Origin of the sequence: Hymenobacter glacieicola, assembly GCF_014640315.1 — a bacterium.
GTDB lineage: Bacteria > Bacteroidota > Bacteroidia > Cytophagales > Hymenobacteraceae > Hymenobacter > Hymenobacter glacieicola.
Genome location: NZ_BMGS01000007.1, coordinates 21,760 through 46,033 on the forward strand (window position 1 = coordinate 21,760; position 24,274 = coordinate 46,033).

At 61.3% G+C, this 24,274-nt stretch carries 13 protein-coding genes; all 13 read left to right on the top strand.

Translation table 11 applies throughout. From position 1 onward, the window contains the following. Positions 1–15: 15 nt before the first annotated feature. On the top strand, positions 16–822 hold the full coding sequence (locus IEW18_RS13575; protein ID WP_188558406.1) for an SDR family NAD(P)-dependent oxidoreductase: 807 nt from the start codon (positions 16–18) through the stop codon (positions 820–822). Between the two features lie 57 nt (positions 823–879). Beyond that, on the top strand, positions 880–4,008 hold the full coding sequence (locus IEW18_RS13580) for a SusC/RagA family TonB-linked outer membrane protein (protein ID WP_188558407.1): 3,129 nt from the start codon (positions 880–882) through the stop codon (positions 4,006–4,008). 39 nt (positions 4,009–4,047) lie between these two features. Then, on the top strand, positions 4,048–5,817 hold the full coding sequence (locus IEW18_RS13585) for a RagB/SusD family nutrient uptake outer membrane protein (protein WP_188558408.1): 1,770 nt from the start codon (positions 4,048–4,050) through the stop codon (positions 5,815–5,817). A 213-nt stretch (positions 5,818–6,030) separates the two neighbouring features. Continuing rightward, positions 6,031–7,716: a glycoside hydrolase family 43 protein gene (locus tag IEW18_RS13590; protein ID WP_229728746.1), complete on the top strand. Its 1,686-nt coding sequence runs from the start codon at positions 6,031–6,033 to the stop codon at positions 7,714–7,716. Between the two features lie 39 nt (positions 7,717–7,755). Next, on the top strand, positions 7,756–9,684 hold the full coding sequence (locus tag IEW18_RS13595; RefSeq protein WP_188558409.1) for a glycoside hydrolase family 97 protein: 1,929 nt from the start codon (positions 7,756–7,758) through the stop codon (positions 9,682–9,684). A 90-nt stretch (positions 9,685–9,774) separates the two neighbouring features. Next, on the top strand, positions 9,775–11,082 hold the full coding sequence (locus IEW18_RS13600; protein WP_188558410.1) for a family 8 glycosyl hydrolase: 1,308 nt from the start codon (positions 9,775–9,777) through the stop codon (positions 11,080–11,082). Between the two features lie 25 nt (positions 11,083–11,107). After that, complete coding sequence (locus IEW18_RS13605) at positions 11,108–12,700, top strand: glycoside hydrolase family 43 protein (protein WP_188558411.1); 1,593 nt, start codon at positions 11,108–11,110, stop codon at positions 12,698–12,700. A gap of 12 nt (positions 12,701–12,712) precedes the next feature. After that, a complete protein-coding gene (locus tag IEW18_RS13610) occupies positions 12,713–14,059 on the top strand; it encodes a family 43 glycosylhydrolase (RefSeq protein WP_188558412.1) in 1,347 nt (448 codons plus the stop codon). A gap of 77 nt (positions 14,060–14,136) precedes the next feature. Beyond that, positions 14,137–16,065 carry an alpha/beta hydrolase-fold protein gene (locus IEW18_RS13615; protein WP_188558413.1) on the top strand — a complete coding sequence of 643 codons (1,929 nt, stop codon included), beginning with the start codon at positions 14,137–14,139 and terminating at the stop codon, positions 16,063–16,065. A 64-nt stretch (positions 16,066–16,129) separates the two neighbouring features. Continuing rightward, positions 16,130–17,086, top strand: a complete 957-nt coding sequence (locus IEW18_RS13620; protein WP_188558414.1) for a glycoside hydrolase family 43 protein — start codon at positions 16,130–16,132, stop codon at positions 17,084–17,086. A 105-nt stretch (positions 17,087–17,191) separates the two neighbouring features. Then, the gene (locus IEW18_RS13625) at positions 17,192–19,171 is read left to right on the top strand and encodes a sialate O-acetylesterase (RefSeq protein ID WP_188558415.1); all 1,980 of its coding nucleotides are present in this window, start codon (positions 17,192–17,194) and stop codon (positions 19,169–19,171) included. Between the two features lie 479 nt (positions 19,172–19,650). Further along, positions 19,651–21,837, top strand: coding sequence for a glycoside hydrolase family 3 N-terminal domain-containing protein (locus IEW18_RS13630; RefSeq protein ID WP_188558416.1), 2,187 nt, complete (start codon positions 19,651–19,653; stop codon positions 21,835–21,837). A gap of 211 nt (positions 21,838–22,048) precedes the next feature. Further along, positions 22,049–23,923, top strand: coding sequence for an endo-1,4-beta-xylanase (locus IEW18_RS13635; protein ID WP_188558417.1), 1,875 nt, complete (start codon positions 22,049–22,051; stop codon positions 23,921–23,923). Positions 23,924–24,274: the final 351 nt, after the last annotated feature.

The following is a 24,274-nucleotide window of genomic DNA, read 5'->3' on the forward strand; positions in this document are numbered from 1 at the left end:
CTCATTTTTTTCGGCATGGCACACATCGAGTCCTACGTTTCTCCGCACCTCCAGCCCAACGGGCAGCTCAATCCGTTTTCCCTGGAGGGCAAGCTGGCCCTTATTACGGGCGGCGGCACCGGCATTGGGCTGGAAATGGCCCGCTGCATGGCTACGGCCGGCGCTACGGTTATCATTACGGGCCGCCGCGAGGCCGTGCTCCAGGAGGCCGTGGCCGACCTGGGCTCCTCGGTGCACTACCTCACCAACGACGTCTGCGAGCTGGACACCCTGGAAGACTTGGTAGCCCAGATTGAAGCCACCCACGGCCCCCTAGATATTCTGGTCAACAACGCCGGCATCAACATGAAAAAGCCCGCGCTGGAAGTCACCGACGAGGAATTCACCCGCATTATTCACACCAACCTGAACGCCGTGTTTGCCCTCACGCGGGTATGCGCTAAGCGCATGGTGGAGCGCAAAAACGGCGTCATTCTGATGATTTCCTCGATGGCAGCTTACTACGGCATTGATCGGGTAGTGGCTTACGCCGCCTCGAAGTCGGCGGTGGAGGGCATGGTGAAGGTGCTGGCCTCGGAGTTTTCCAAGCACAACGTGCGCGTGAATGCCATTGCCCCGGGCTTCATCGAAACCGAAATGAGCCGCACGGCCATGAATTCCGACCCCGACCGCCGCGACCGGGCCATGCGCCGCACGCCCATGGGCAAGTTCGGCCAGCCTTCTGATATCGGCCACGCGGCCGTGTTCCTGGCCTCCGAGGCCGCCCGCTACATCACCGGGGCTTCGCTGCCCGTGGATGGGGGCAATTCCATTGGCTTTTAGCGCCCGCCCCCGACCGGGTTACCTGTAATATCCCACACTTTAAAGTTCCCACACTCCATGCACTCAACTATACGAAAATCGGCACTTGGGCTGGGTTGGCCGCTGCTGTTGGCTTCCGGTTTGCCCCTGGCCGGCGCACTCCTGGCCCCCGCGCAGGCGCAGGCGCAAGCCGCCCGCACTATCTCGGGTAAGGTAACTGACCAGGCTACCGGCGAAGGCATTCCGGGCGTCACGGTGTTGGTGAAGGGCACCTCCGCCGGGGCTTCTACCGGCACCGATGGCTCCTTTACCCTGCAGGCCCCGGCCGGAGGAACCGCGTTGGTTTTCTCAGCCATCGGCTACACCTCCGTCGAGCGGCCCATTGGCACGAATACCACCTTCAACGTGCCCCTGAGTACCGACACCAAAGCCCTGAGCGAGGTAGTGGTGGTGGGCTACGGCGTGCAGAAGAAAAGCCAGGTAACGGGCGCTATTTCTTCCGTGGATGAGCAGTCCCTGCGCGACGTGCCGGTGGCCAACATCGGCCAGGCCCTGCAAGGTCGGGCTGCGGGCGTGAACATCTCCAGCACCAGCACCGCGCCTGGGCAGGCGCCGGTTATCCGTATCCGCGGCAACCGCTCGTTTGCGGGCAGCAACGACCCGCTGCTGGTAGTGGATGGGGTGCCGTTTGATGGGAACCTGAATGACCTTAACCCCGACGATATTACTTCCCTGGAAGTACTGAAAGATGCCTCCTCGACGGCTATCTACGGGGCCCGCGGCGCCAACGGCGTCATCCTGATTACGACCAAGCGGGGTAAGGCAGGCGCCCCGCGCGCAACCTACAGCGCCTATTATGGCGTGAAAAAACCGTACGGCCTCTATGATTTGCAGAACGGCCAGGAATACTACAACTACCGGGCAGAAGCATTTCGCGCCGCGGGCCAGGATCCGAACAGCGCCGCGGGTTTCCTAACCGACGACGAGAAGGCCAACTACGCCGCTGGTAGAAGCTTCGACTACCAGGACCTGCTGTTCCAGAACGGTCGGATTCAAAACCACGCCCTGGGCGTGAGTGGTGGCAGCGAACAAACCCAATATTCGGCCTCGTTGGGCTACTACGATGAAACGGGCATTGTGCCCGTGCAAGGCATCAAGCGCTACTCCTTGCGGGGCACGCTGGATCAGCAGATTGGCAAGCGGATAAAAGTTGGGTTGAACACGCTCAACTCCTTTACCAGCCAGAATGATCCGGGCCTGAATATCTCGTACAACATTCTCACGAGCAGCCCGCTGGCCTCGCCCTATGATGCCAACGGCCTGCCTATCCTCTTCCCGAACGCCGACAACGCCCAGGCTAACCCGCTCAGTTATTACACGGAGGATGCGCACTTTGAGCAGCGTCGGCGTCTGCGCACCTTCAACAGCCTCTACGGGCAGGTAAACATTCTGAAGGGGCTGGATTACCGGCTGAACCTGGGCCTCGACGGTCGTACGGAAAACAACGAGTCGTTTTTTGCGTCGAACACGCCGGCCCGCGCCGGGGGCCAGAATGCAGCCACCCGCAACAACAGCATTGCCTTTAACCTGCTGGTTGAAAACCTGCTGACTTATAACCGCACCTTTGCCGAGAAGCATGACGTGAACTTCACCGGCTTGTACAGCTGGCAGCAGTTCCGCACGGACGGGTTTGAAACCGGCGCCCAGAACCTGCCTACCAACTACCAGCAGGCGTTTAACCTAGGGGCCGGTACGCCCTCGTTTGCCCGTAGCAACCAGAGCCGGTGGGATATTATCTCCTACATGGGCCGCCTGAACTACGCCTTCGATAACCGTTACTCCGCTACCCTGACCATGCGGGTGGATGGCTCGTCGCGCCTGGCGCCCGGCAACAAGTACAAGCCTTTCCCCTCGGCTGCCGTGGCCTGGAACATTGCCAATGAGTCGTTTCTGCAAGACAATGCGTGGGTAAACAACCTGAAGCTGCGCGCCAGCTACGGCCGTACGGGCAGCACGGCGGTAAACCCCTACCAGACCCTGGGTTCCCTGCAGTCTAGCTTAGGCAATGGCTACTATAACTTTGGGGGAACCGGGGTAGCGGGGGCCATTCCGGCCACTATTCCGAACCCCAACCTGGGCTGGGAGTACACGGCCACCACCAACTTCGGCCTTGATTTTGGCTTGTTCAACAACCGCCTTACCGGTGCCGTAGAAGTGTATCAGCAGCGCACCAGCGACTTGCTCTTGCCCGATGCCCTGCCCACTACGAGTGGCTACGGCTCCTTTACGCGCAACATTGGCCAAACCCAAAACCGTGGCCTGGAGATTAGCTTAACGACGGTTAACGTACGCTCTGCCAGTGGCTTTGAGTGGAGCACTGACTGGAACTTCACCATCAACCGGGAGAAAGTGCTTGATCTGGGCTTGGGTGATGACGAAAACGGCAACCCCCGCAGCGACATCAGCAACCAGCGCTTCATTGGCCAGCCTCTCTTCGTTTTCTACGACTATAAGTACGCCGGCATTTATCAGCAGAACGAAGCCGCCGCGGCGGCAAAAGCGGGTACTCGGGTCGGACAAGTCAAAATAGAAGACCTTAACGGCAACGGAGTGGTCGATGGGGCGGATCGGCAAATCATCGGTACGCGCCAGCCAAAATTTGAGGCCGGCATGACCCAGCGTTTCCGTTTCAAGGGCTTCGACCTGACGGCTGTGGGGCTAACCCGCGTGGGGGCTACCGTGGTGGATCCGCTGTTGTTTCCCTCTAACTACATCACAACCTTTAGTGGGCGCCGCAATCAGCTCAACTTACCGTACTGGACGCCCGCTACGCCGGAGAACCGCTACCCCCAGCCGAACCAGAACTACTTCAACGATTTCGTGCTGAACGCACAAACGTTGTCGTACATGAGTGGCACCTTCATCAAGGTGCGTAGCATTGATCTGGGCTACACTTTGCCGGCCAGCATCATCCAAAGAGCCAAAATGAGCACCGCGCGCATCTACCTGCAAGTGCAGAACCCGCTTATTTGGTCGCCAGTGGAGTACTACAAGAAAAACAAGGCCATTGACCCGGACGCCCTGTCCTATTCGACCCGATTCAGCGGCAATACCTCTGTTAACGGCGGGGTTTCTTTTGATGGCTTGGCGGGCACCAACTACCCCACCACCCGTGCCTTCATTGTGGGCCTGAATGTAGGTTTCTAATCGTAAACTTTTCTCGACGCCGCGCGCGTACTCAACTATATGAAAAAGATTCTGCTTACTGGTTCGGCACTGGCGCTCCTGTTAGCCGCCAGCAGCTGCAGCAAAGACACCTTGGACGAAACCCCGCGTTCCATTCTGGTGCCTAGCTTCCTCGGTACGCCTGAAGGTATTCAGGCCGGTTTAGCGGGCGTGTACTCCGGCCTGCGCAATGCTACCGCCGACCAAGGTGGCTCCATTTTTATCTCCCAGGGCACCGATGAGTTCATGCGGGGCTTTGCCGCCACGGAAGGATTCGAGGATTACAATGCCGGCCAGCTTAACGGTACCAACGGCAACATAGCCAATACCTGGAGCAGCTACTACCGCTCCATCAATACGGCTAACGGCGTTATCCAATATGCGTCCCAGGCCCAGGGAGTCTCACCGGCTGTTGTTGCGCAGGCGGAAGCAGAAGCCAAAGTGCTTCGCGCCTGGTACTACTTCCGCCTGGTACGCTCCTTTGGGGATGTGCCGTTGACGCTCTCTTTCGTGGATCAGCCTACGAAGGATTATACGCGGGCTCCTATAGCCGATGTGTACAATGCTATTGTGGCGGATCTGAACGACGCATTGACAAAAATTGCTAACACGGCCGCGCAGCCCGGGCGTGTAACGCGGGCTACGGCCTTGCACATGCTGGCGCAGGTGCACCTTACTCGGGCTACCTCCACGGCCAAGCAAGCCGACGATTACGCTAAAGCGGCGCAGTTTGCGGAAGAGCTCATCCGGGACGCGTCCACTAAGTACGGGAAAGGATTGGAGGCCGACCCAGCTGATGTGTTCAGAGAGGGTAACGAAAACGGCAAGGAGATTCTGATGAACGTACAGTTCAACACCGACCCTACTTTTACGGGTATATCTGACAATGGGGCCGGTGGGGCCGGTCAGAACCAAACCAACTACTTGTTTCGCGGCCGCTACGACTTGCTGCCCAACGTAGAGCGTAGCATTGTCTATGGTCGGCCCTTTGGTCGCCTTACCTCTACCCCGTACTTGCTGGAATCGTACATTCTGCCTTCGGAAACTACCCCCCGGCAGTGGCGCACGACCGACACCCGCTACAGCAAGTGGTTCACCACGCTGTGGTTGGTGAATAACACGACCTTCATCAACGGTGGCCGGAACTTCAATCCGAATAGAGTAGTAGGAGATACCGCTGCCTGGTATGCGGGCCGTGAGCTTACGGCCGCCGAGCGTGCGCGCATCGCGGCCCGTCCCAACGGCCCGTTCGTGGTAGGTACTCCCAGCACCTATACCACCAACTTTTCGCCGTTCATCAACAAGTTTGATGACACCACACGCCCGGCTGCTAACACAAGCTCAGACCGGCCCCTGATTCTGATGCGTCTGTCGGAAACCTACCTGATTGCAGCCGAGGCGAATATGTACCTGGGTAATATGACCAAAGCCCGCGACTTCATCAACGTAGTGCGCCGCCGGGCTGCCGCTCCGGGTAGAGCCGCTCAGATGGAAATTACGGCAAGCCAGCTCAATATTGATTTCATCCTGGATGAGCGCACCCGTGAGTTGGCCGGCGAGCAGCTGCGCTGGTACGACCTGGTGCGCACGGGCAAGTTGGTGGAGCGCGTGAAGAAATATGTGCCTGCTTTGATCAACTCCAAGCCTTCCCCCATCCCCGGGGTAACGGATAACTACGGCTCTAACGCTGCCGCTAACATCCAGCCCTACCACGTATTGCGCCCCATTCCGCGGCAGGAAATTGACCGCACGGGTGGTAAAATCACGCAGAACCCTGGCTATCCGCAATAGTCTGGTTAGTAGCTAGTACGCTAGCGTAATGTATTGCCGGCAGTAGTACTGAGCCCGAACTCGCGCGGCTCAGGGGTACTGTCGGCAATATGTTTATTCTGCCTATCAAGGCCTGAGCAGGTAGTAGTTTTTCTGCACCCTGCTTGTGGCCCCGGTACTGTTACAGTGGCCTAGGCACCAAGCCCATTGCCGTTACTTCCCACTAGAGAGTATATGAGACAAACCAACATGAAAGCGTGGCTGGGTATTACTGCTGCCGTACTCCTGCACAGCACCAGTTTAGTTGCACAATCGATTGAGTTAGTTAACCCCATTCTGACGGGTTTTTACCCCGACCCGAGTATTGTTAAGGTGGGCAAGGATTACTACCTGGTGAATTCCACGTTTTCCTACTTTCCGGGCATCCCGGTCATGCACAGCCGCGACCTGAAAAACTGGAAGCAGGTAGGGAACGTGATTGACCGGCCTTCGCAAATGACCTTCATGGGCGACCGGATGACCCGTGGGTTATTTGCGCCGGCCATTGAGTACCACAACGGCACCTACTACGTCACCTGCACGCTCATCGACCACAAGGGCAACTTCGTGGTGACGGCCAAAAACCCCGCCGGGCCGTGGAGCAACCCCATTTTCTTGCCCGAGGTAAAGGGCATCGACCCCTCCCTGTACTTTGAGGGCGACAAGGCGTACGTCATCTACAACAGCGACCCGCCCGACAACAAGCCGCTCTACGACGGTCACCGCTCCATCAAGATGATTGAGCTGAACCCCAAAACGCTGCAAACCGTGGGTGAAGCCAAAATGGTGGTCAACGGTGGGGTAGACCTGAGCAAAAAGCCCGTCTGGATTGAGGGCCCGCACCTGATGAAGCGAGGCGACTGGTATTACCTCTACGCGGCGGAAGGCGGTACGTCGGTTAACCACACGGAGGTAGTGTTCCGCAGCAAGGCGCCGCTGGGGCCGTTTGTGCCCTACGAGAAAAACCCCATTCTCTCGCAGCGCGAGTTGCCCAAAGACCGCAAAAACCCCATCACCTCGGCGGGGCACGCGCAGTTTGTAGAAGGGCCGGATGGCAAGACCTACGCCATCTTCCTGGCCGTACGGCCCTACGAGGGAAATTTCTACAATACGGGGCGCGAAACCTTTATTGTGCCCGTGGTGTGGAAAGACGAGTGGCCCGTCATGGACCCGGGGCCTAACGGCGTACAGTACAGTTACCAAGCCAACTTCCCCGAGGTGAAGCAGCCCGGCGCCCGGCCGCAGAGCGGCAACTTTGGCTACACGCTCACCTTCGAGAAGCAGCTGGACCCGGCGCTGCTGTTTCTGCGCACCGTGGATAGCTCCAGTTTCTCCCTGAGTAAGGCGAAAGGCCTCACCCTGAAGCTGAAACCTGAAACGTGCGCCGAACTCGGTAACCCTGCCTTCATCGGCAAGCGCCAGCAGCACATGGTTGGCAGCGCCGAAACCGAGCTGACGTTTGCAGCTAAGGCGCCGAATGAAACGGCTGGCCTAGTAGCTTTCCAAGACGAGAAGCACTTCTACTACCTCTGCAAATCGGTAGAGAATGGCAAGCCCGTCGTGCAGCTGTTCAAGAGCACGGCCGATATCAAGAACCCGGAGTTGCTGGCGAAAGCGCCCCTGAAGGCGGCGGCCAGCAAGGTGCAGCTGCGTATCAATGCCGACGGTGACACCTACAGCTTCCGCTTTTCGGAGGATGGCAAAACCTACACGGTGCTGAAAGACAAGGTGGATGCGCGCTTTCTGAGCACGCAGGTAGCGGGAGGCTTTATCGGCTGCCTGTACGGCATGTATGGCACCTCGGCCGGGCAGCCAACCACCAATACCGCCTCCTTTACGTGGCTGAAGTACGAGGGCCACGACCCCGTGTACAAGAAGTAATCCGCGGCCCGCTAGCTACGCTTCCATCCTCCTGCTTCTATGCGCTTAACCCCACTCATTTGCCTGCTTGTGCTACCCCTCGCCGCGGCTCAGGCCGCCAAGCCCATCCGCATTACGAGTCCGGATGGGGCGGTGCAGGTGACCGTAGACGTAACCCCCCAGGGCCAGCCGACCTACGCCGTGCGCTACCGGCAGGCGGAGCTGCTGCGCCCCTCGCGCCTGGGGCTGCAGCTCGCCAGCGCCGACCTCACGCAGGGCCTCAAGCTGACGAAAGCCGACCAGCAAACGGCCGTAACCGACGACTACCAGCTCGCCACCGACAAGCGGGCCAACTGCCGCTACCGGGCCAACCGGCGCGTGGTGCACTTCCAGCGCCAGGCCACAGGGCCGCAGTTGAGCGTGGTGTTTCAGGTGTCCGACGATGGGGTAGCGTTTCAGTACCTGGTGGAAGGCAACAGCCAGGAAGTGCAGCGTATTACAGCGGAAGCCACCACGTTTCACTTGCCGGCCAGTGCGAAAGGCTGGCTGCACCCGCACGCCAAAGCCCAGACTGGGTTTGCCAACACCCAGCCCTCGTACGAGGAATACTACCAGCGCGGCATTGCGGCCGGCACGCCGTCTACAATAGGGCAGGGGTGGTCGTTTCCGGCCTTGTTTGAGGTGGGCGGGCACTGGGTGCTGCTCACCGAAGCCGGCATGGGCCGTACCTATAGCGGCACCCACCTGGCCCACGAGTCGCCCGATGCGGAGTACAGCGTCGCCTTTCCGCAGGCCCCGGAGCGCACTACCCCCGAGGCCGCGCTGCTGCCCGAAAGCCGCCTACCCTGGCGCACACCCTGGCGCGTGCTGGTAGTGGGCAACTCCTTGCGGCCCATCGTAGAATCGACGCTGACGACGGATCTGAGCGCCCCCGCTACAACGCCGGTGCTCACGGAAGCACCCGGCAAATCGTCGTGGTCCTGGGTGCTAATGGGTGACCAAAACACCACCTACGACGTGCAGCGCCGCTTCATCGACTATGCGGCTAGCATGGGCTGGGGGTACTGCCTGGTCGATGCGCTCTGGGACAAGCAAATCGGCTACGACAAGATGCAGGAGCTGGCCCAATACGCCCGCAGCAAAAACGTAGGCCTGTTGGTGTGGTATAACTCCAACGGCCACTGGAACCAGGCCCCGCAAACACCTACCAACGTGCTGTTTGAGCCCGAAAGCCGCCGCCAGGAATTTGCCCGCATTAAGCAAATGGGCGTGGCGGGGGTGAAAATCGACTTTTTCGGTGGGGATGGGCAGTCCTTCATGAACTACTACCAGGACCTGCTCGTGGATGCCGCCCAGGCTGGGCTGCTGGTGAATTTCCACGGCGCTACCATCCCACGCGGCTGGAACCGCACCTACCCCAACCTGGTGACCATGGAAGCCGTGCGCGGCTTCGAGTTCCTGACCTTCGACCAGGCCAACACCGACCAGGAGGCTACCCACTGCGCCGTGCTGCCCTTCACCCGCAACGCGGTGGGGCCCATGGACTTTACGCCCATGGCGTTTTCCGAAATCAGGGGTAAGGAGCGCCGCACCTCCAATGCCTTTGAGCTGGCCCTGGCGGTGCTGTTTCAGTCGGGCATTCAGCACTACGCGGAGGTGCCCGAGGGCATGGCCGCGCAGCCGGCCTACGTGCGGGAGTTCGTGCAACAGCTGCCGCCGCGCTGGGCCGACGTCAAATTTCTGGCTGGTTACCCCGGTCAGTACGCCGTGCTGGCCCGCCAGGCACCCGGCGGCGCGTGGTACGTGGCCGGCATCAACGGCACCGACGCGCCCCAAACCATCCGGCTCGACCTCCGCCAGCTAGGCCTGCAACAGGGCACGCTCATCACCGACGGCGCTACCAACCGCAGCTTCCGCACCCAGGCCGTGACCGGCCCCACCCTCAGCGTGACGCTGCCGGCGCGGGGCGGCTTTGTCGTCCAGCCCTAGGCCTATATCGGTGGCTTGCTCACTTGAACGCTCGCCGCCAGTAGGCCACTCACGGAATAGCACACGCAGTAATATTCAGCTGATTAGTCGATGAATTACTACCTCAAATTTCTTCAACGCAGTAAGGGCATCTGCCTGCTGCTGTGTGTGCTGTGCATAGGCCTAGACAATAGCATGGCGCAACGCCAGCCCAAACCGGCGAAGGCAGCCCGGAAAGGCGCATTTTACACGGGGCAGTACCCGAATCTGCTGCGGGAAGCGGGCTATAGTCAGGCCGACATCAACCAGAAGGTGAAGCAGGCCTACCACGACGTGTTCGAGGGGCCTAACCGGGTGTACTTCGAGGTGGGCGACTCCATGGCCTACGTGTCGGATTTGAAGAACCACGACGTCCGGACCGAAGGGGTTTCGTATGGCTTGATGGTGGCGGTGCAGCTGAACAAGAAGGAGGTGTTTGACCGCATTTGGCGCTGGTCGAAGAAGTACCTGCAGCACCAGGAAGGGCCCCTGAAGGGCTATTTTGCCTGGAGCTTCAGCACCACCACCATGAAGCTCAACTCTGAAGGGCCGGCCTCTGATGGCGAGCTGTACTTCGTGACCAGCCTGTTGTTCGCCGCCAACCGCTGGGGAAACACGACCGGCATCAACTACTACCAGGAGGCGCGTAACATCCTGGATGCCATGTGGAAAAAGGATGGCACCGGCGACGTGTACAACCTGATCAACACCCAGCACAAGCAGATATCCTTTGTGCCGGTCGGGGACATGTATACCTGGACCGACCCCTCGTACCACCTGCCGGCTTTTCTGGAGGTGTGGGCCGAGTATGCCAAGGATGGGCACGAGCCGTTTTACCGGGCCTGCGCCGATACGTCGCGGGCATTTCTGCACCGCGCCTGCAACCCCGTAACCGGCCTCAACTACGACTACACCGAGTTCAGCGGCAAGCCCCACGCTACCAAGTGGGCGCCGCCGGCCTTCCGCTACGACTCCTGGCGGGTGCCCATGAACATTGCCATGGACTACGTGTGGTTTGGCAAGGACAAAGCGTGGCAAGAGCAGTACGCCCAGCGTTTCCAGGGTTTTCTGCGCAGCAAGGGCCTCACCACCTTCGAGGACCAATTCAACGTGGATGGCTCCCGGCCCAATTTTATTCTGCAAGCCGGCGACGTCAAGAAGCTCCGGCATTCGCTGGGCCTGGTAGCCACCTCCGCCGCAGCCTCCCTGGCCAGTCAGGACAAGCAGAAGCTCGACTTTGTGCACGCCCTTTGGAACGCCAAGCTAGCGCCCTACGAAGACGGCTACTTCGACCCCTACTACGACGGCCTGCTGTACCTGTTTAGCTTGCTGCACCTGAGCGGTAACTACCAGGCTATCAAGCCCGCGCCCCATCACTAACCCATTTGCCCCGGTAGCTTTTGCCATGTCTTACTTCATCAAGCGCAGTGCTTTCGTCCTCGGGCTAGTCCTTGCCTCAGCTGCGGTTTCGCCGCTCGCTGCGCAAGTGAAGCCGGCGCAAAACCCGGTCATCTTCGCCGATGTGCCGGATATGGCCATGATTCGGGTGGGCAAGACGTATTACATGAGCAGCACCACCATGCACATGAGTCCGGGCGTGCCCATTATGAAGTCGACGGACTTGGTGAACTGGCACTTGGTCAGCTACGCCTCCGATACGCTGGGTAGCCTGGATGAGCTGGCGCTCCGCAACGGCAAGAGCACCTACGGCCGCGGCTCCTGGGCCAGCAGCCTACGGTTTCATCAGGGCACGTACTACGTCTCGACCTTCGCCCAAACCACGGGCAAAACCTACGTGTATTCCACCAGGAATATTGAAAAAGGCCCCTGGAAAGTGGCGGCGTTTAAGCCCAGCTACCACGACCATTCCTTGTTTTTTGACGACGACGGCCGCGTGTACCTGGTGTATGGTGCCGGCAAGCTGCGGCTAATCGAACTCACGGCCGACGCCTCCGGCGTGAAGCCCGGCGCCACGGAGCAGGTGCTGATTGAAAACGCCAGTGCCCCGGCGGGCCCCAACCTCGGCCTGCCCGCCGAAGGCTCCCAGCTGTTCAAAATCAACGGGAAGTACTACCTCTTCAACATCACCTGGCCCAAAGGCGGCATGCGTACCGTGGTGGTGCACCGCTCCGACAAGCTCACGGGCCCCTACGAAGGCCGGGTGGCGCTGCAAGACCTGGGCGTGGCGCAGGGCGGCCTCATCGACACGCCCGATGGCCAGTGGTTTTCCTATCTGTTCCGCGACTACGGGGCCGTAGGTCGCATTCCGTACCTGGTGCCCGTGACGTGGACGGATGGCTGGCCCGTGCTGGGAAGCCCGGCCGGCAAAGTGCCCCAGACGCTACCCTTACCCCCCAGCAAAGGCCTGATTCCGGGCCTGGTAGCGTCGGATGAGTTTGCCCGGCGTAAGGGTGAGCCTGCCCTACCGCTGGTGTGGCAGTGGAATCATAATCCCGAAAACTCCCTCTGGTCGCTCACCGACCGGCCGGGCTACCTGCGCCTGAAAACCGGCCGCCTGGACACCACCTTCCTGCTGGCCCGCAACACCCTGACTCAGCGCACCATCGGGCCAACCTGCGCCGGCACCACGGCCCTGGATGTGTCGCACCTGAAAGAAGGTGATTTTGCGGGCCTGGCCCTGCTGCAAAAACGGTACGGCCTGGTGGGGGTAGAGGCCCGCAACGGCGCCAAGTCCATCTTCATGGTTAGCGCCGAAACGGAGAAACCTGTGGAACTGCAACGCCTGCCGCTCACGCAGAACACCGTCTATTTCAAGGCGGAATGTGACTTTACGGAGCGCAAGGACGTGGCCACGTTCTACTATAGTCTCGATGGCAAAACGTGGAAAGCCATTGGCGGCCCGCTCAAAATGGCTTACACGCTGCCCCACTTTATGGGCTACCGGTTTGGGCTATTCACCTACGCCACCAAGACGGCCGACGGCTACGCTGACTTCGACTATTTCCGCATTGCGGACACCACTACCGGAACCAAGTAAACCCCTGGCCCCATGCTACCTAGTAAACTACCACAGATATTGAGCGGGCTGGTCCTGCTGCTGGGAGGCGCTGCGCAGGCCCAGAACCCGTTTATTACCAACCAATTCACCGCCGACCCGACGGCGCGGGTGTTCAACGGGCGGGTGTACGTGTATCCTTCCCACGACATTCTGGCTACCCCGGAGCGCGGAAAGGTCGGCTGGTTTTGCATGGAGGACTATCACGTGTTTTCGTCGGCGAACCTTACCGACTGGACCGACCACGGCGTCATCGTGACCCAGAACCAGGTGCCGTGGGTGAAGCCCGACAGCTACAGCATGTGGGCGCCCGACTGCATTGCCCGCAACGGCAAGTACTACTTCTACTTCCCCACCACCCCCCGGGATACCACCATCAACAAGGGCTTTACGGTAGGCGTGGCCGTGGCCGATAAACCTGCTGGTCCCTTCGTGCCGCAGCCGCAACCCATCAAGGGAGTGCGCGGCATCGACCCCAACGTGCTGATTGATAAGGACGGCCAGGCCTACCTCTACTGGTCGCAGGGCAACATCTACGCCGCCAAGCTCAAGCCCAACATGCTGGAGCTGGCCTCAGAGCCCGTCACGCTGGGCGAGCTGCCCACCAAAGGCCTGAAGGAAGGACCGTTTGTGTTTGAGCGCCAGGGCATTTACTACCTCACGTATCCGCACGTGGAAAACAAGACGGAGCGCCTCGAATACGCCACCAGCACCAGCCCCCTGGGGCCGTTCACGGTGAAGGGTGTCATCATGGACGAGTCGCCGACCGGCTGCTGGACCAATCACCACTCCATGCTGCCCTTTAACAACCAGTGGTACCTGTTCTACCACCACAACGACTTGTCGCCGGCCTTCGACAAGAGCCGGTCGGTCCGGCTGGATAGCCTGTTTTTCGAGCCTGATGGGGCCATCCGCAAAGTGGTGCCCACCCTGCGCGGCGTCGGCCTGACGGATGCCCGCCAGAAAATTCAGCTGGACCGCTACAGCCGCCTGAGCAGCCGCGGCGCTGCCATTGCCTTTCTGGACCCGGCCAACCCCTTCCAAGGCTGGAAAACCGTGCTGGCCGATAACCAGGGCTGGGTGCAGTACAACGGCGTGGCTTTCGGCAAGCAGGCCCCTAAAACGGTGATGCTGCGCGTGCAGGCCGCCACTGGCGCCACGGTGCAGCTGCGCACCGACGGGGCCACCGGCCCGCTGCTCGCCCAGGTAACCGTGCCCAAGGGCAGCCAGTGGCAGGAGGTAAAAGCCCCGGTAGCTGCCTTCAAGCCCGGCACGCATGCGCTGGTCGTTTCCGCCAAAACAAGCACGCCCGTTGAAATTGACTGGGTGAAATTCGAGTAGGAGGTAAAAAGCTCCTACTCGCAATCCGTCTGATTTCCCACCTACCCGCTACCTAAGCCTGCAAGGCCTTTTAAGCCATGAGAAACGTATTGCTTATCATGTTGGGTGTGGTTCTGCTGAGCGGAGGCAGCACGTTTGCCCAACCGACTGTGAAGGAAGCGCCCAAGGGCTTCGACCAGCCCACGGCCGGTATTTCTGCGGGCAGAATAGACAGCATCAGCTACCCCTCGAAAACGGTAGGCACGGTGCGTAAGGCGCTGGTGTACACCCCGCCGGGGTATTCCAAACGGAAGAAGTACCCGGTGCTCTATCTGCTGCACGGTATTGGGGGCGACGAAAAGGAGTGGCTCAGGGGCGGGCGCCCGCAGGTGATTCTGGATAACCTGTACGCGGCGGGCAAGCTCAAGCCCATGCTGGTGGTAATGCCCAACGGCCGCGCCATGCCAGACGACCGGCCCATTGGCAATATCTACGGGCCGGATAAGGTAGCCGCCTTTGCCAACTTCGAAAAAGACCTGCTGACTGACCTCATTCCCTACATCGAAAAGACGTACCCGGCGCTCAGGAACCGCGAAAATCGGGCCGTGGCCGGGCTGTCGATGGGAGGGGGGCAGTCGCTGAACTTTGGGCTGGGCAACCTGGATAGGTTTGCCTGGGTAGGCGGCTTTTCGTCGGCCCCCAACACCAAGCTGCCCGAGCAGCTGGTGCCCGACCCCGCCCAAGCCGCCAAGCAGCTCAAGCTCCTCTGGATTTCCTGCGGCGACCAGGATGGCCTGCTGCCCATCAGCCAGCGCACCCACGACTACCTCTACGAGCACCGGGTGCCACACGTGTACTACCTGGAGGCCGGCGGGCACGATTTTAAGGTCTGGAAAAACGGGCTGTACATGTTCTCGCAGTTCCTGTTCAAGCCCGTCGAGGTGGCCGCGCTGCCCACTTACACCGTGCTGGGCGCCCCCGCCGCTACCAACGTGCGCAACGCCAAGTACCCCCAGATTCTGCCCGATAACCGCGCCGTGTTTCGCCTGAAAGCGCCCGGTGTGCAGCAGGCTCAACTGGACCTGGGCCGCAAGTATGATATGATGAAAGACAGCAGCGGCACCTGGACCGTCACGACCGATACCCTGAGCCGGGGCTTGCACTACTACTCCCTGGTGCTCGACGGCCTGCCCATCGCCGACCCCGCCAGCGCCACCTTCTACGGCATGGGCCGCATGGCCAGCGGCATCGAGGTTCCGGGCCGCGGCACCAGCTTTTACGCCCTGCGCGACGTGCCCCACGGCGAGGTGCGGATGAGGCGCTATTATTCAAAGGTCACCAACTCGTGGCGGCAGTTCTACGTGTACACGCCGGCGGGCTACGATGCCAATACGGCCACCAAGTACCCGGTGCTCTACCTGCTGCACGGCGGGGGCGAGGACGAAACCGGCTGGGCCCGCCAAGGCAAAGCCGATTTGATTCTGGACAACCTGATTGCCGAGAAAAAGGCCAAGCCCATGCTCGTGGTGATGCTGGACGGCAACATGGGCGGCCCCGGTGGCCTGGCGGGCTTCAATGAGGGTACGCTGAAGCGCTTCGAAGACGAGCTAAAGCAAACCGTGCTGCCCGTGGTGGAAAGCAACTATCGGGTGGCGGCGGGGGCTACTAACCGGGCGCTGGCCGGCCTGTCGATGGGGGGCCTGCAAACGCTTTATGCCGGCATCAGAAACACGGAGTTGTTTGCGCACCTGGGCGTATTCAGCTCGGGCTTTTTTGCCAATAATACGGCCTTGTCGGACCCGCAGTATGCGTTTATGAAAGCCAATGCCGGCACCATCAATACCAACCTAAAGCAGCTCTGGCTCTCGATGGGTGGGCCAGCCGATATAGCCTACGCTAACAACAAAGTGATGCGGGCCAAAATGGATGAGCTAGGCATCCGGTATGTATACAGCGAGTACCCCGGCGGCCACACCTGGCCCGTCTGGCGCCACGATTTGTACCTGTTTGCCCAGGGGCTGTTTTAGCCCGCCCACCAGCCAAGCGGCCCTAACGAGCCGATGTAGTCTTCCCACCCACTACCTGACCCCCATGAAAAAGACCTGGCTCGTCGCCCTGCTTGGCTTAGTGGCCTACCTGCCGGCGCCGGCGCAAAACCCGATTATCAAAGACGTATTCACGGCCGACCCGGCGCCGCTGGTGTACCGCGACACGCTGTTTCTCTACGCCGGCCACGACACGGCCTCCGTCAGCGAAACCAATTACAAAATGCCCGACTGGCGCATCTATTCCACCACCGACATGGTGCACTGGAAAGACTACGGCAAGCGCCTGTCACCGCGCACGTTTGCCTGGGCTACCGGGGATGCCTATGCGGCGCAGTGCGTTTACCGCAAGGGCAAGTTCTACTGGTTCGTCTCCACGTTTCACAAGAAAGACGACCACAGCCAGGGCGGCGCAGCCATTGGGGTGGCCGTGTCGGATAGGCCTACCGGGCCATTCAAGGATGCCATTGGCAAGGCGCTTGTCGTGAATGAAATGACCACGGACAAGCCCCACGCCTGGGACGACATCGACCCGACCGTTTTCGTGGACGACGACCAGCAGGTGTATATGTACTGGGGCAACTTAAGCTGCCGCTGGGTGAAGCTCAAGGATAACATGACCGAGCTGGCTGGCCCCATCCAGGTGATTACGCCCAAAAACTACATCGAAGGCCCATGGGTGTATAAGCGCAAAAAGCTCTACTACCTGGTGTACGCCAGCGCCGGCACCAAGCCCGAAATGATAGAGTACTGCACGGCTCCCAGCCCCACCGGGCCCTGGACGTACCGAGGCATCATCCAGGAAAATGTGCCCAACAGCTTTACTACGCACCCCGGCATCATCGACTACAAGGGCAAGAGCTACTTTTTCTACCACAACGGTGCCCTGCCCACCGGCGGCAGCTACCGGCGCTCCATCTGCGTGGATTACCTGCGCTACAACCCCGACGGCACCATCCAGAAAATAGTGCAGACGACCGAGGGCGTAGCGCCGGTGAAGTAGCTAGGGTCGCCCGAGGGCTGAGCACGGAAGTCCCCCGCGCGGCAAATCGAACGGTACACGGATTAATAAACCACTCATATGATACATCCTCTCTTTTCTAGCCCTATGCTTGCCAGGCCAGTTACCTTGGGTCAGAAGGGCCTGGTGCTTGCCTTACTCGGTAGCTGTTTGCTGGTACCCACCGAAACCAACGCGCAGGTGCGCCTGCCCAGGCTGGTCAGCGACGGGATGGTGCTGCAGCGCGACACCAAAGTAAACATCTGGGGCTGGGCCGCGCCCGGCGAGAAGGTGGTCCTGCAGTTCAACGGCCAGACCTACCAAACCGCCGCGGGCAAGGATGGCAAATGGCAGCTCAGTCTGCCCGCCCTGAAAGCCGGGGGGCCTTACCAGCTGGATATTACGGCCAGCAACCGCATCACCCTGAAGGATGTGCTGGTGGGCGACGTGTGGCTGCTGTCGGGGCAGTCGAACATGGAAACGCCCATGTTGCGCCTGCGCGACAAGTTTCCGGAAGTTATTGCCCAGGCTGCCAACCCGCGCATCCGGCAGTACGAGGTGCCCATGGCCTACACCCTGCAAAAGCCGCGCACCGACGTCGCCGGGGGCAAATGGATAGCGGCCGACCCCCAGACCGTGCTGCAGTTCTCGGCGGTGGGCTACTTCTTTGCTAAGGAAATCAACGCCAAATACCAGGTGCCGGTGGGCCTGATTAAGGACGCGGTGGGCGGCTCGCCGGCCGAAGCCTGGCTGAGCGCCGACGCGCTGCGCCAGTTTCCAAAGTACGTGCAGCAGGCTGATAAGTACCGGGACAGCGCCCAAGTGGCCGAGCAACGGCGGCAGGAAGGCGCGGCCGTAACCAGCTGGTACCAGCGCCTCTACCAGGCCGACCAGGGCGAGGCCCGCGGCCAGCAAAAGTGGTCGGCTGCGGAGTATGATGCCCGCGGCTGGGCCAGCATGAACGTGCCCGGCTACTGGGCCAACCAAACCCCGCTGGGCCCCGTGAACGGAGTTGTGTGGTTTCGGAAAGAGGTAGAAGTGCCCGCCGCCATGGTGGGCCAGCCGTCCCGCCTGGAACTGGGCACCCTGGTCGATGCCGATTCTACCTACCTCAACGGCCAGCTGGTAGGCACCACGGGCTACCAGTACCCGCCCCGCAAGTACGAGGTGAAGCCCGGCGTGCTGAAGGCCGGCAAAAATGTGGTGGTCGTGCGCCTGATCAGCAACGGCGGGCGCGGCGGCTTCACCCTCGACAAGAACTACCAGCTGCGGGCGGGCGGCCAAACCATCGATTTGCGCGGGCCGTGGCAGTACAAGCTGGGCGCTACCCTGCCGCCCACACCTGGTACCACGCCGTTTCAGTTTCAGCCCGGGGCCTTGTTCAACGGCATGATTGCGCCCGTGCTGCCCTACGCCCTCAAGGGCGTGCTCTGGTACCAGGGCGAGTCGAACGCGGGCCGCCCCCAGGATTACCAGGCCCTGATGACCAGCCTGATCAGCGACTGGCGCACCCACTTCCAGCGGCCCGATTTGCCGTTTCTCTACGTGCAGCTGGCCAATTTCATGGCCGTGAAGTCGGAGCCCGGCGAGAGTGGCTGGGCCGAAGTGCGCGAGGCCCAGCGCCGGACGCTGGCCGTGCCGCGCACCGGCATGGCCGTGGCCCTGGACGCGGGCGAGTGGAACGACATTCACCCCCTGGACAAGCAAACCGTGGGGCACCGGTTGGCGCTGGCGGCCCAGCAGGTAGCCTACGGCGAGAAAAAGGGAGTGGCCTCCGGGCCGCTCTACCAATCCATGCAGGTCAGTGGCAACAAGGTCACGCTGCGCTTTTCTAGCGTGGGTAGCGGCCTGATGGCCAAAGGCGGCGGCCCGCTCCGGCACTTCGCCGTGGCCGGCCCCGACAAGAAATTCGTCTGGGCCCAGGCCCAGATTGACGGCAACACCGTGGTGGTCTGGAGTGATGCCGTGCCGGCGCCCGTGGCCGTGCGCTACGCCTGGGCCGACAACCCGGAAGGGGCGAATCTTTACAATAAAGAAGGGCTACCCGCTTCCTCCTTCCAAGCCAGCCTAGCACCGGTGCTGCCTTAGGGTTGTGGACATTCCTTAAAACATAAGACCAACAGGTAGCGAAACGTCATGCAGAGGCGCAGCCGAAGCATCTCGCGGGCTGATGTTGCCCGGCTACCCCAACGATTCGAGCGAGATGCTTCGGCTGCGCCTCTGCATGACAGTCTTGATTTAATTATAGACCAACTCTACTGGCTATTGAGGTGCCAGAAGTAACAGCAGACCCGCTGTAGAGACGCAGCCCTTCGCGTCTCGGCGCCAGAACCCCTGGCCGAGAACAACCAAGACCACCGGTCATTCCGACGCAGGAGGAATCTGGGTTGGACTCCAAGGGCTTGACCCAGACTCCTCCTGCGTCGGAATGACAAACAAGCTCCGCGACGCTTGAGACGCGAAAGGTCGCGTCTCTACACACCCAGTGGCGCACCCCACAGCTACCACTTCCCTCAAAGCCACCACTTCCAGGCCTATCCCTTCATATTTTCCACCCTTCCCACCCTATGAAGAAACATCTGATTTTTTCCGGGCTGCTCGCCTGCCTTAGCCTGCCCCAGGCGCACGCCCAGCAAGCCCCAGCCGCCTACCTCGACCCCCGCCAGCCCGTTAACGTGCGGGTGCGGGACCTGATTTCGCGCCTTACCTTGGAGGAAAAGGCCGACCAGATGATGTACAACAGCAAGGCCATTGAGCGGCTGAACATCCCGGCCTACAACTGGTGGAACGAAGCCCTGCACGGCGTGGGTCGGGCGGGTGCGGCCACGGTGTTTCCCCAGGCCATCGGGCTCGGCGCCACCTTCGATGACGACCTGGCTCTGCGCGTGTCCACGGCCATTTCCGACGAGGCCCGGGCCCTGTACAACGCGGCCGTGGCCAAGGGCTACCGCCAGCAGTACAGCGGCCTCACGTTCTGGACGCCCAACATCAACATCTTCCGCGACCCGCGCTGGGGTAGGGGCCAGGAAACCTACGGCGAGGACCCCACGCTCACGGGGCGCCTGGGCGTCGCCTTCGTGAAGGGCTTGCAGGGACCCGACCCCCAGCACCTGAAGGTAGCGGCCTGCGCCAAGCACTTCGCCGTGCACAGCGGCCCGGAGAAGCTGCGCCACGAGTTCAACGCTGTGGCCTCGCCCCAGGACTTGCAGGAAACCTACCTGCCCGCCTTCAAGCAACTGGTGGATGCCGACGTGGAAGCCGTGATGTGCGCCTACAACGCCACCAACGGCGAGCCGTGCTGCGGCAACCAGTACCTGCTCCAGGATGTGCTGCGCAAGCAGTGGGGCTTCAAGGGCCACATTGTGTCGGATTGCTGGGCGCTGGTGGATTTCTACCAGGGTCACAAAGTGGTGAAAACGCCCGCCGAGGCCGCCGCCCTGGCCTTGCAGCGCGGCGTGAACCTGAACTGCGGCAGCGTGTACCCATCCCTGCCCGAAGCCGTGCGCAAAGGCCTAACCACCGAAGCCCAGATGGACAGCTCCCTGGCCATTCTGCTGCGCACCAAGTTCAAGCTGGGCCTGTTCGATGCGCCCGGCAGCAGCCCCTATGACCAGCTGGGCGCCAGCGTCATCAACAGCCCCCAGCACCGCGCCCTGGCCCGGGAGGCCGCCCAAAAATCCATTGTGCTGCTCAAGAACAACGGCGTGCTGCCCCTGCGCAACGACCTGGCCAAGTACTTCGTGACCGGCCCCAACGCCGCCAACCTCGATGCCCTGCTGGGCAACTACTACGGCGTGAACCCGGAAATGAAAACCATTCTGGAAGGCTTGGTGGCCGGGGTGAGCCCCGCCAGCCAGATGCAGTACCGCCCCGGCGCCCTGCTCGATCGGCCCAACCAGAACGGCGTGGACTGGGTCAGCGGCACGGCCCGCACTTCCGACGCCACGTTTGTGGTGCTGGGCATCAACGGGCTGCTGGAAGGGGAGGAGGGCGAATCCATTTCCTCGCCCACGTTCGGCGACCGGCTCGACTACAACCTGCCCCAGAATCAGATTGACTTTTTGCGCGGCCTGCGCAAAAACAACACCCAGCCCCTGGTAGCCATCATCACCGGCGGCTCGCCCATGAACCTGGCCGAGGTGCACGAACTGGCCGATGCTGTGGTGCTAGCCTGGTATCCCGGTGAGGAAGGCGGCAACGCCATTGCCGACGTGGTGTTCGGCAAGGTGTCGCCCTCCGGCAAGCTGCCCATCACCTTCCCCAAGAGCCTCGACCAGCTGCCCGCCTACGAAAGCTACGGCATGCTGGGCCGCACCTACCGCTACATGAGTCAGGAGCCGATGTACCCCTTCGGCTACGGCCTGAGCTACGCCAAATTCGAGTATTCGGGGCTGAAGCTGCCGAAGCGGGCGGCCAAAAACAAGCCGGTAGAAGTGGAGGCTACCGTGCGCAACACCGGCAAAGTGGCCGGGGAGGAAGTCGTGCAGCTCTACCTCACGCACACCCCGCGCCAGGGCCAGCAGATTCCGCGCTACGCCCTCAAGAACTTCCGCCGCGTGCAGCTCCAGCCCGGTGCCAGCACTACCGTCAAGTTCACGCTTACTCCCGAGCAACTTGCCCTGATTGATGCTCAGGGCAAGTCGGTGGCCCCGACCGGCCCCGTGAGCGTGGCGGTGGGCGGTTCCTTACCCTCGGCCCGCAGCCAGACCCTGGGGGCCAGTAAGCCCGCCACCGCCACCCTGACGGTGCGGTAGAAACTAGTGTTCTAGCTCTAGTTGCCTCACCCCTAGCCCCTCTCCGAAAAGGGAGAGGGGACTAGTTCTAACGTGTGCCCTACTGCCTTCTCCCTCATAGAAACTAGTCCTCTCTCCCTCATGTCGCGCATCAAGCGAGGGTAGGGTCTAGGGGTGAGGCATCCCGCCAGAACGAAACCGTAACCCAACAACCCATCCTTTCCTATCTATCATGTTCAGAACCTCTACTCTCCTTACAAGGGCGCTGCTGACCTTACTTGGCAGCCCGGCCGCCCTGGCGCAGAACGCGCCCGTATCCCAACAAGCCGAAACCGGCACCCTGGGCGCCGACTGGACCAGCCCGACCCAGGCCGGGGTGCAGTACGTTACGGTTACGCCCACGGCTACCATCAACTCCCAGAACCCTGGCACGGCGGCCCGCGTCATTACCTACTCCGTCGCGTTTCCGGGGGCAGGCTCCTACGACCTGTACGCCCGCATGCGGGTAGGCGCCGGCGCCGCCAACGACGACAGCTTCTTCTACGGCAACGGCTTCGGTACCAAGCTGCCCGCCGACGACACCAACTGGATTACCGTCAACAACCTGAACTCGGTGGGCTACACCAGCGGCAACGTGGCCGTGGACGGCGGCGGCGGGGCCAGCAACAACGTGTGGAAGTGGATAAACCTGTCGAAGTTCAACGGGGGCGAGGCGCCTGTCAGCTTCACGGTGGCTGCCGGCAGCCTCACCCAAACCTTCCAGATTGGAGCCCGGGAAGACGGCCTCGACATCGACAAGCTGGTGTTTGGGGCCACGGGCCTCTACTTTACGGTAGCCAACCTGGACGCTGGCACCCAGGGCGCTACCACGCCGCCCGTGGTATTCACGCCCGCCGGACCTCCCCTGGCTACCGGCAAGCCCAAATTTCTGGGCGGGGTGTATAGCCAGCCCCAGAAGACGTTTTTCAACGCCTACTTCAACCAGGTGACGCCCGAAAATGCCGGCAAGTGGGGCAGCGTGGAGGGCACCCGCAACCAGATGAACTGGACCGAGCTGGATTCGGCCTACGCCCTGGCCCGCGCCAAAGGTTACCCCTTTAAGATGCACACCCTGATCTGGGGGCAGCAGCAACCCGTCTGGATTGAAACCCTGCCGGCGGCCGAGCAGCTCGCCGAAATCAACGAGTGGTTTGCGGCCGTGGCCCAGCGCTACCCCAACCTCGACCAGATTGAGGTGGTCAACGAGGCGCTCAACGACCTGCCCCTCAACGGCTCCACCGGCCCCAACGGCCCGAACACCCCCGGCAGCGGGGCCGGCAACTACTACGAGGCCCTGGGCGGGGCCGGCGCCACCGGCTGGGACTGGGTTATCAAGTCGTTTCAGCTGGCGCGGCAGCATTTCCCTAACGCCCAGCTTCTGATCAACGATTACGGAGTTATTACCACCGCCACCAACGCCCAGCGCTACCTCACCCTCATCAACCTGCTCACGGCCCGCAACCTGCTCGATGGGGTAGGCATTCAGGGCCACGCCTTCGAGACGCGCAACATTCCGGCCGCTACCCTGCAAGCCAACCTGAGTGTGCTGGCCACGGCCGGCAAGCCGCTCTACATCACGGAGCTGGATATTGACGGCGTCAACTCCGCCAACCAGCTCGACGATGCCGTGCAGTTGGCTGAATATCAGCGGGTCTTTCCGGCCCTCTGGACCCACCCGGCCGTGAAGGGCATCACGCTCTGGGGCTACCGTCCCGGCCACTGGCGCACGGCCCAGGGCGCCTTCCTGGCCAACGCCGACAACACGGAACGCTCGGCCCTGGTGTGGCTGCGCAGCTACGTGCAAGCCACGGTGCTAGCCGCCAAATCGGCGCGCGCCACGGCCGTGCACATCTTCCCCAACCCCTCCGCCGACGGGCGTTTCACCCTTAGCGGCGCCAGCCACCTGACCACCGTGCGCGTACTGGACCTGCAGGGCCGCTTGGTGCAGGAACGCCTCGTAAACCGTCAGGAAACCATCAACTTACAGCTCCCCGTAGCTGCTGGCCTCTACCTTGTGCAGCTGCACGACGCACAAGGCTTCACCACCGGCAAGCTACTGGTAGAATAAGGGCAGGCATCGGCACCAATAACCGCCCCCAAAACACCCCTGGCAGCGTACCTCCTAGGCCTGAATACGTCAGGCTCCCCCTCTCCCTTTTGGAGAGGGGGAGCCTGCTAGCACACTCCACCTCGGAGCCATACAATTTCGGAAGCTTACTACGAACTAGGGCGTGTGGACAGTGACTCAAAAGGCCGTCATGCTTCGCTGCGCTCTGCATGACGGCCTTTTTGACAGCAAATGTTCTTACTGTCCACACAGCCTAGGAGAAACCTCACGACGTGCTAGCTGCATGTAAACGAATAGAATTTTTTCAGCTAAAGCACTTGTTTCCGCCGTAATGCCAGCTGAAGCGGCTAT

Coding starts and splice junctions, on each gene's coding strand:
- IEW18_RS13620 (WP_188558414.1), top strand. CDS start 16,130: ATGAAAAAGACCTGGCTCGTCGCCCTGCTTGGCTTAGTGGCCTACCTG.
- IEW18_RS13580 (WP_188558407.1), top strand. CDS start 880: ATGCACTCAACTATACGAAAATCGGCACTTGGGCTGGGTTGGCCGCTG.
- IEW18_RS13610 (WP_188558412.1), top strand. CDS start 12,713: ATGCTACCTAGTAAACTACCACAGATATTGAGCGGGCTGGTCCTGCTG.
- IEW18_RS13575 (WP_188558406.1), top strand. CDS start 16: ATGGCACACATCGAGTCCTACGTTTCTCCGCACCTCCAGCCCAACGGG.
- IEW18_RS13625 (WP_188558415.1), top strand. CDS start 17,192: ATGCTTGCCAGGCCAGTTACCTTGGGTCAGAAGGGCCTGGTGCTTGCC.
- IEW18_RS13585 (WP_188558408.1), top strand. CDS start 4,048: ATGAAAAAGATTCTGCTTACTGGTTCGGCACTGGCGCTCCTGTTAGCC.
- IEW18_RS13635 (WP_188558417.1), top strand. CDS start 22,049: ATGTTCAGAACCTCTACTCTCCTTACAAGGGCGCTGCTGACCTTACTT.
- IEW18_RS13615 (WP_188558413.1), top strand. CDS start 14,137: ATGAGAAACGTATTGCTTATCATGTTGGGTGTGGTTCTGCTGAGCGGA.
- IEW18_RS13605 (WP_188558411.1), top strand. CDS start 11,108: ATGTCTTACTTCATCAAGCGCAGTGCTTTCGTCCTCGGGCTAGTCCTT.
- IEW18_RS13600 (WP_188558410.1), top strand. CDS start 9,775: ATGAATTACTACCTCAAATTTCTTCAACGCAGTAAGGGCATCTGCCTG.
- IEW18_RS13590 (WP_229728746.1), top strand. CDS start 6,031: ATGAGACAAACCAACATGAAAGCGTGGCTGGGTATTACTGCTGCCGTA.
- IEW18_RS13595 (WP_188558409.1), top strand. CDS start 7,756: ATGCGCTTAACCCCACTCATTTGCCTGCTTGTGCTACCCCTCGCCGCG.
- IEW18_RS13630 (WP_188558416.1), top strand. CDS start 19,651: ATGAAGAAACATCTGATTTTTTCCGGGCTGCTCGCCTGCCTTAGCCTG.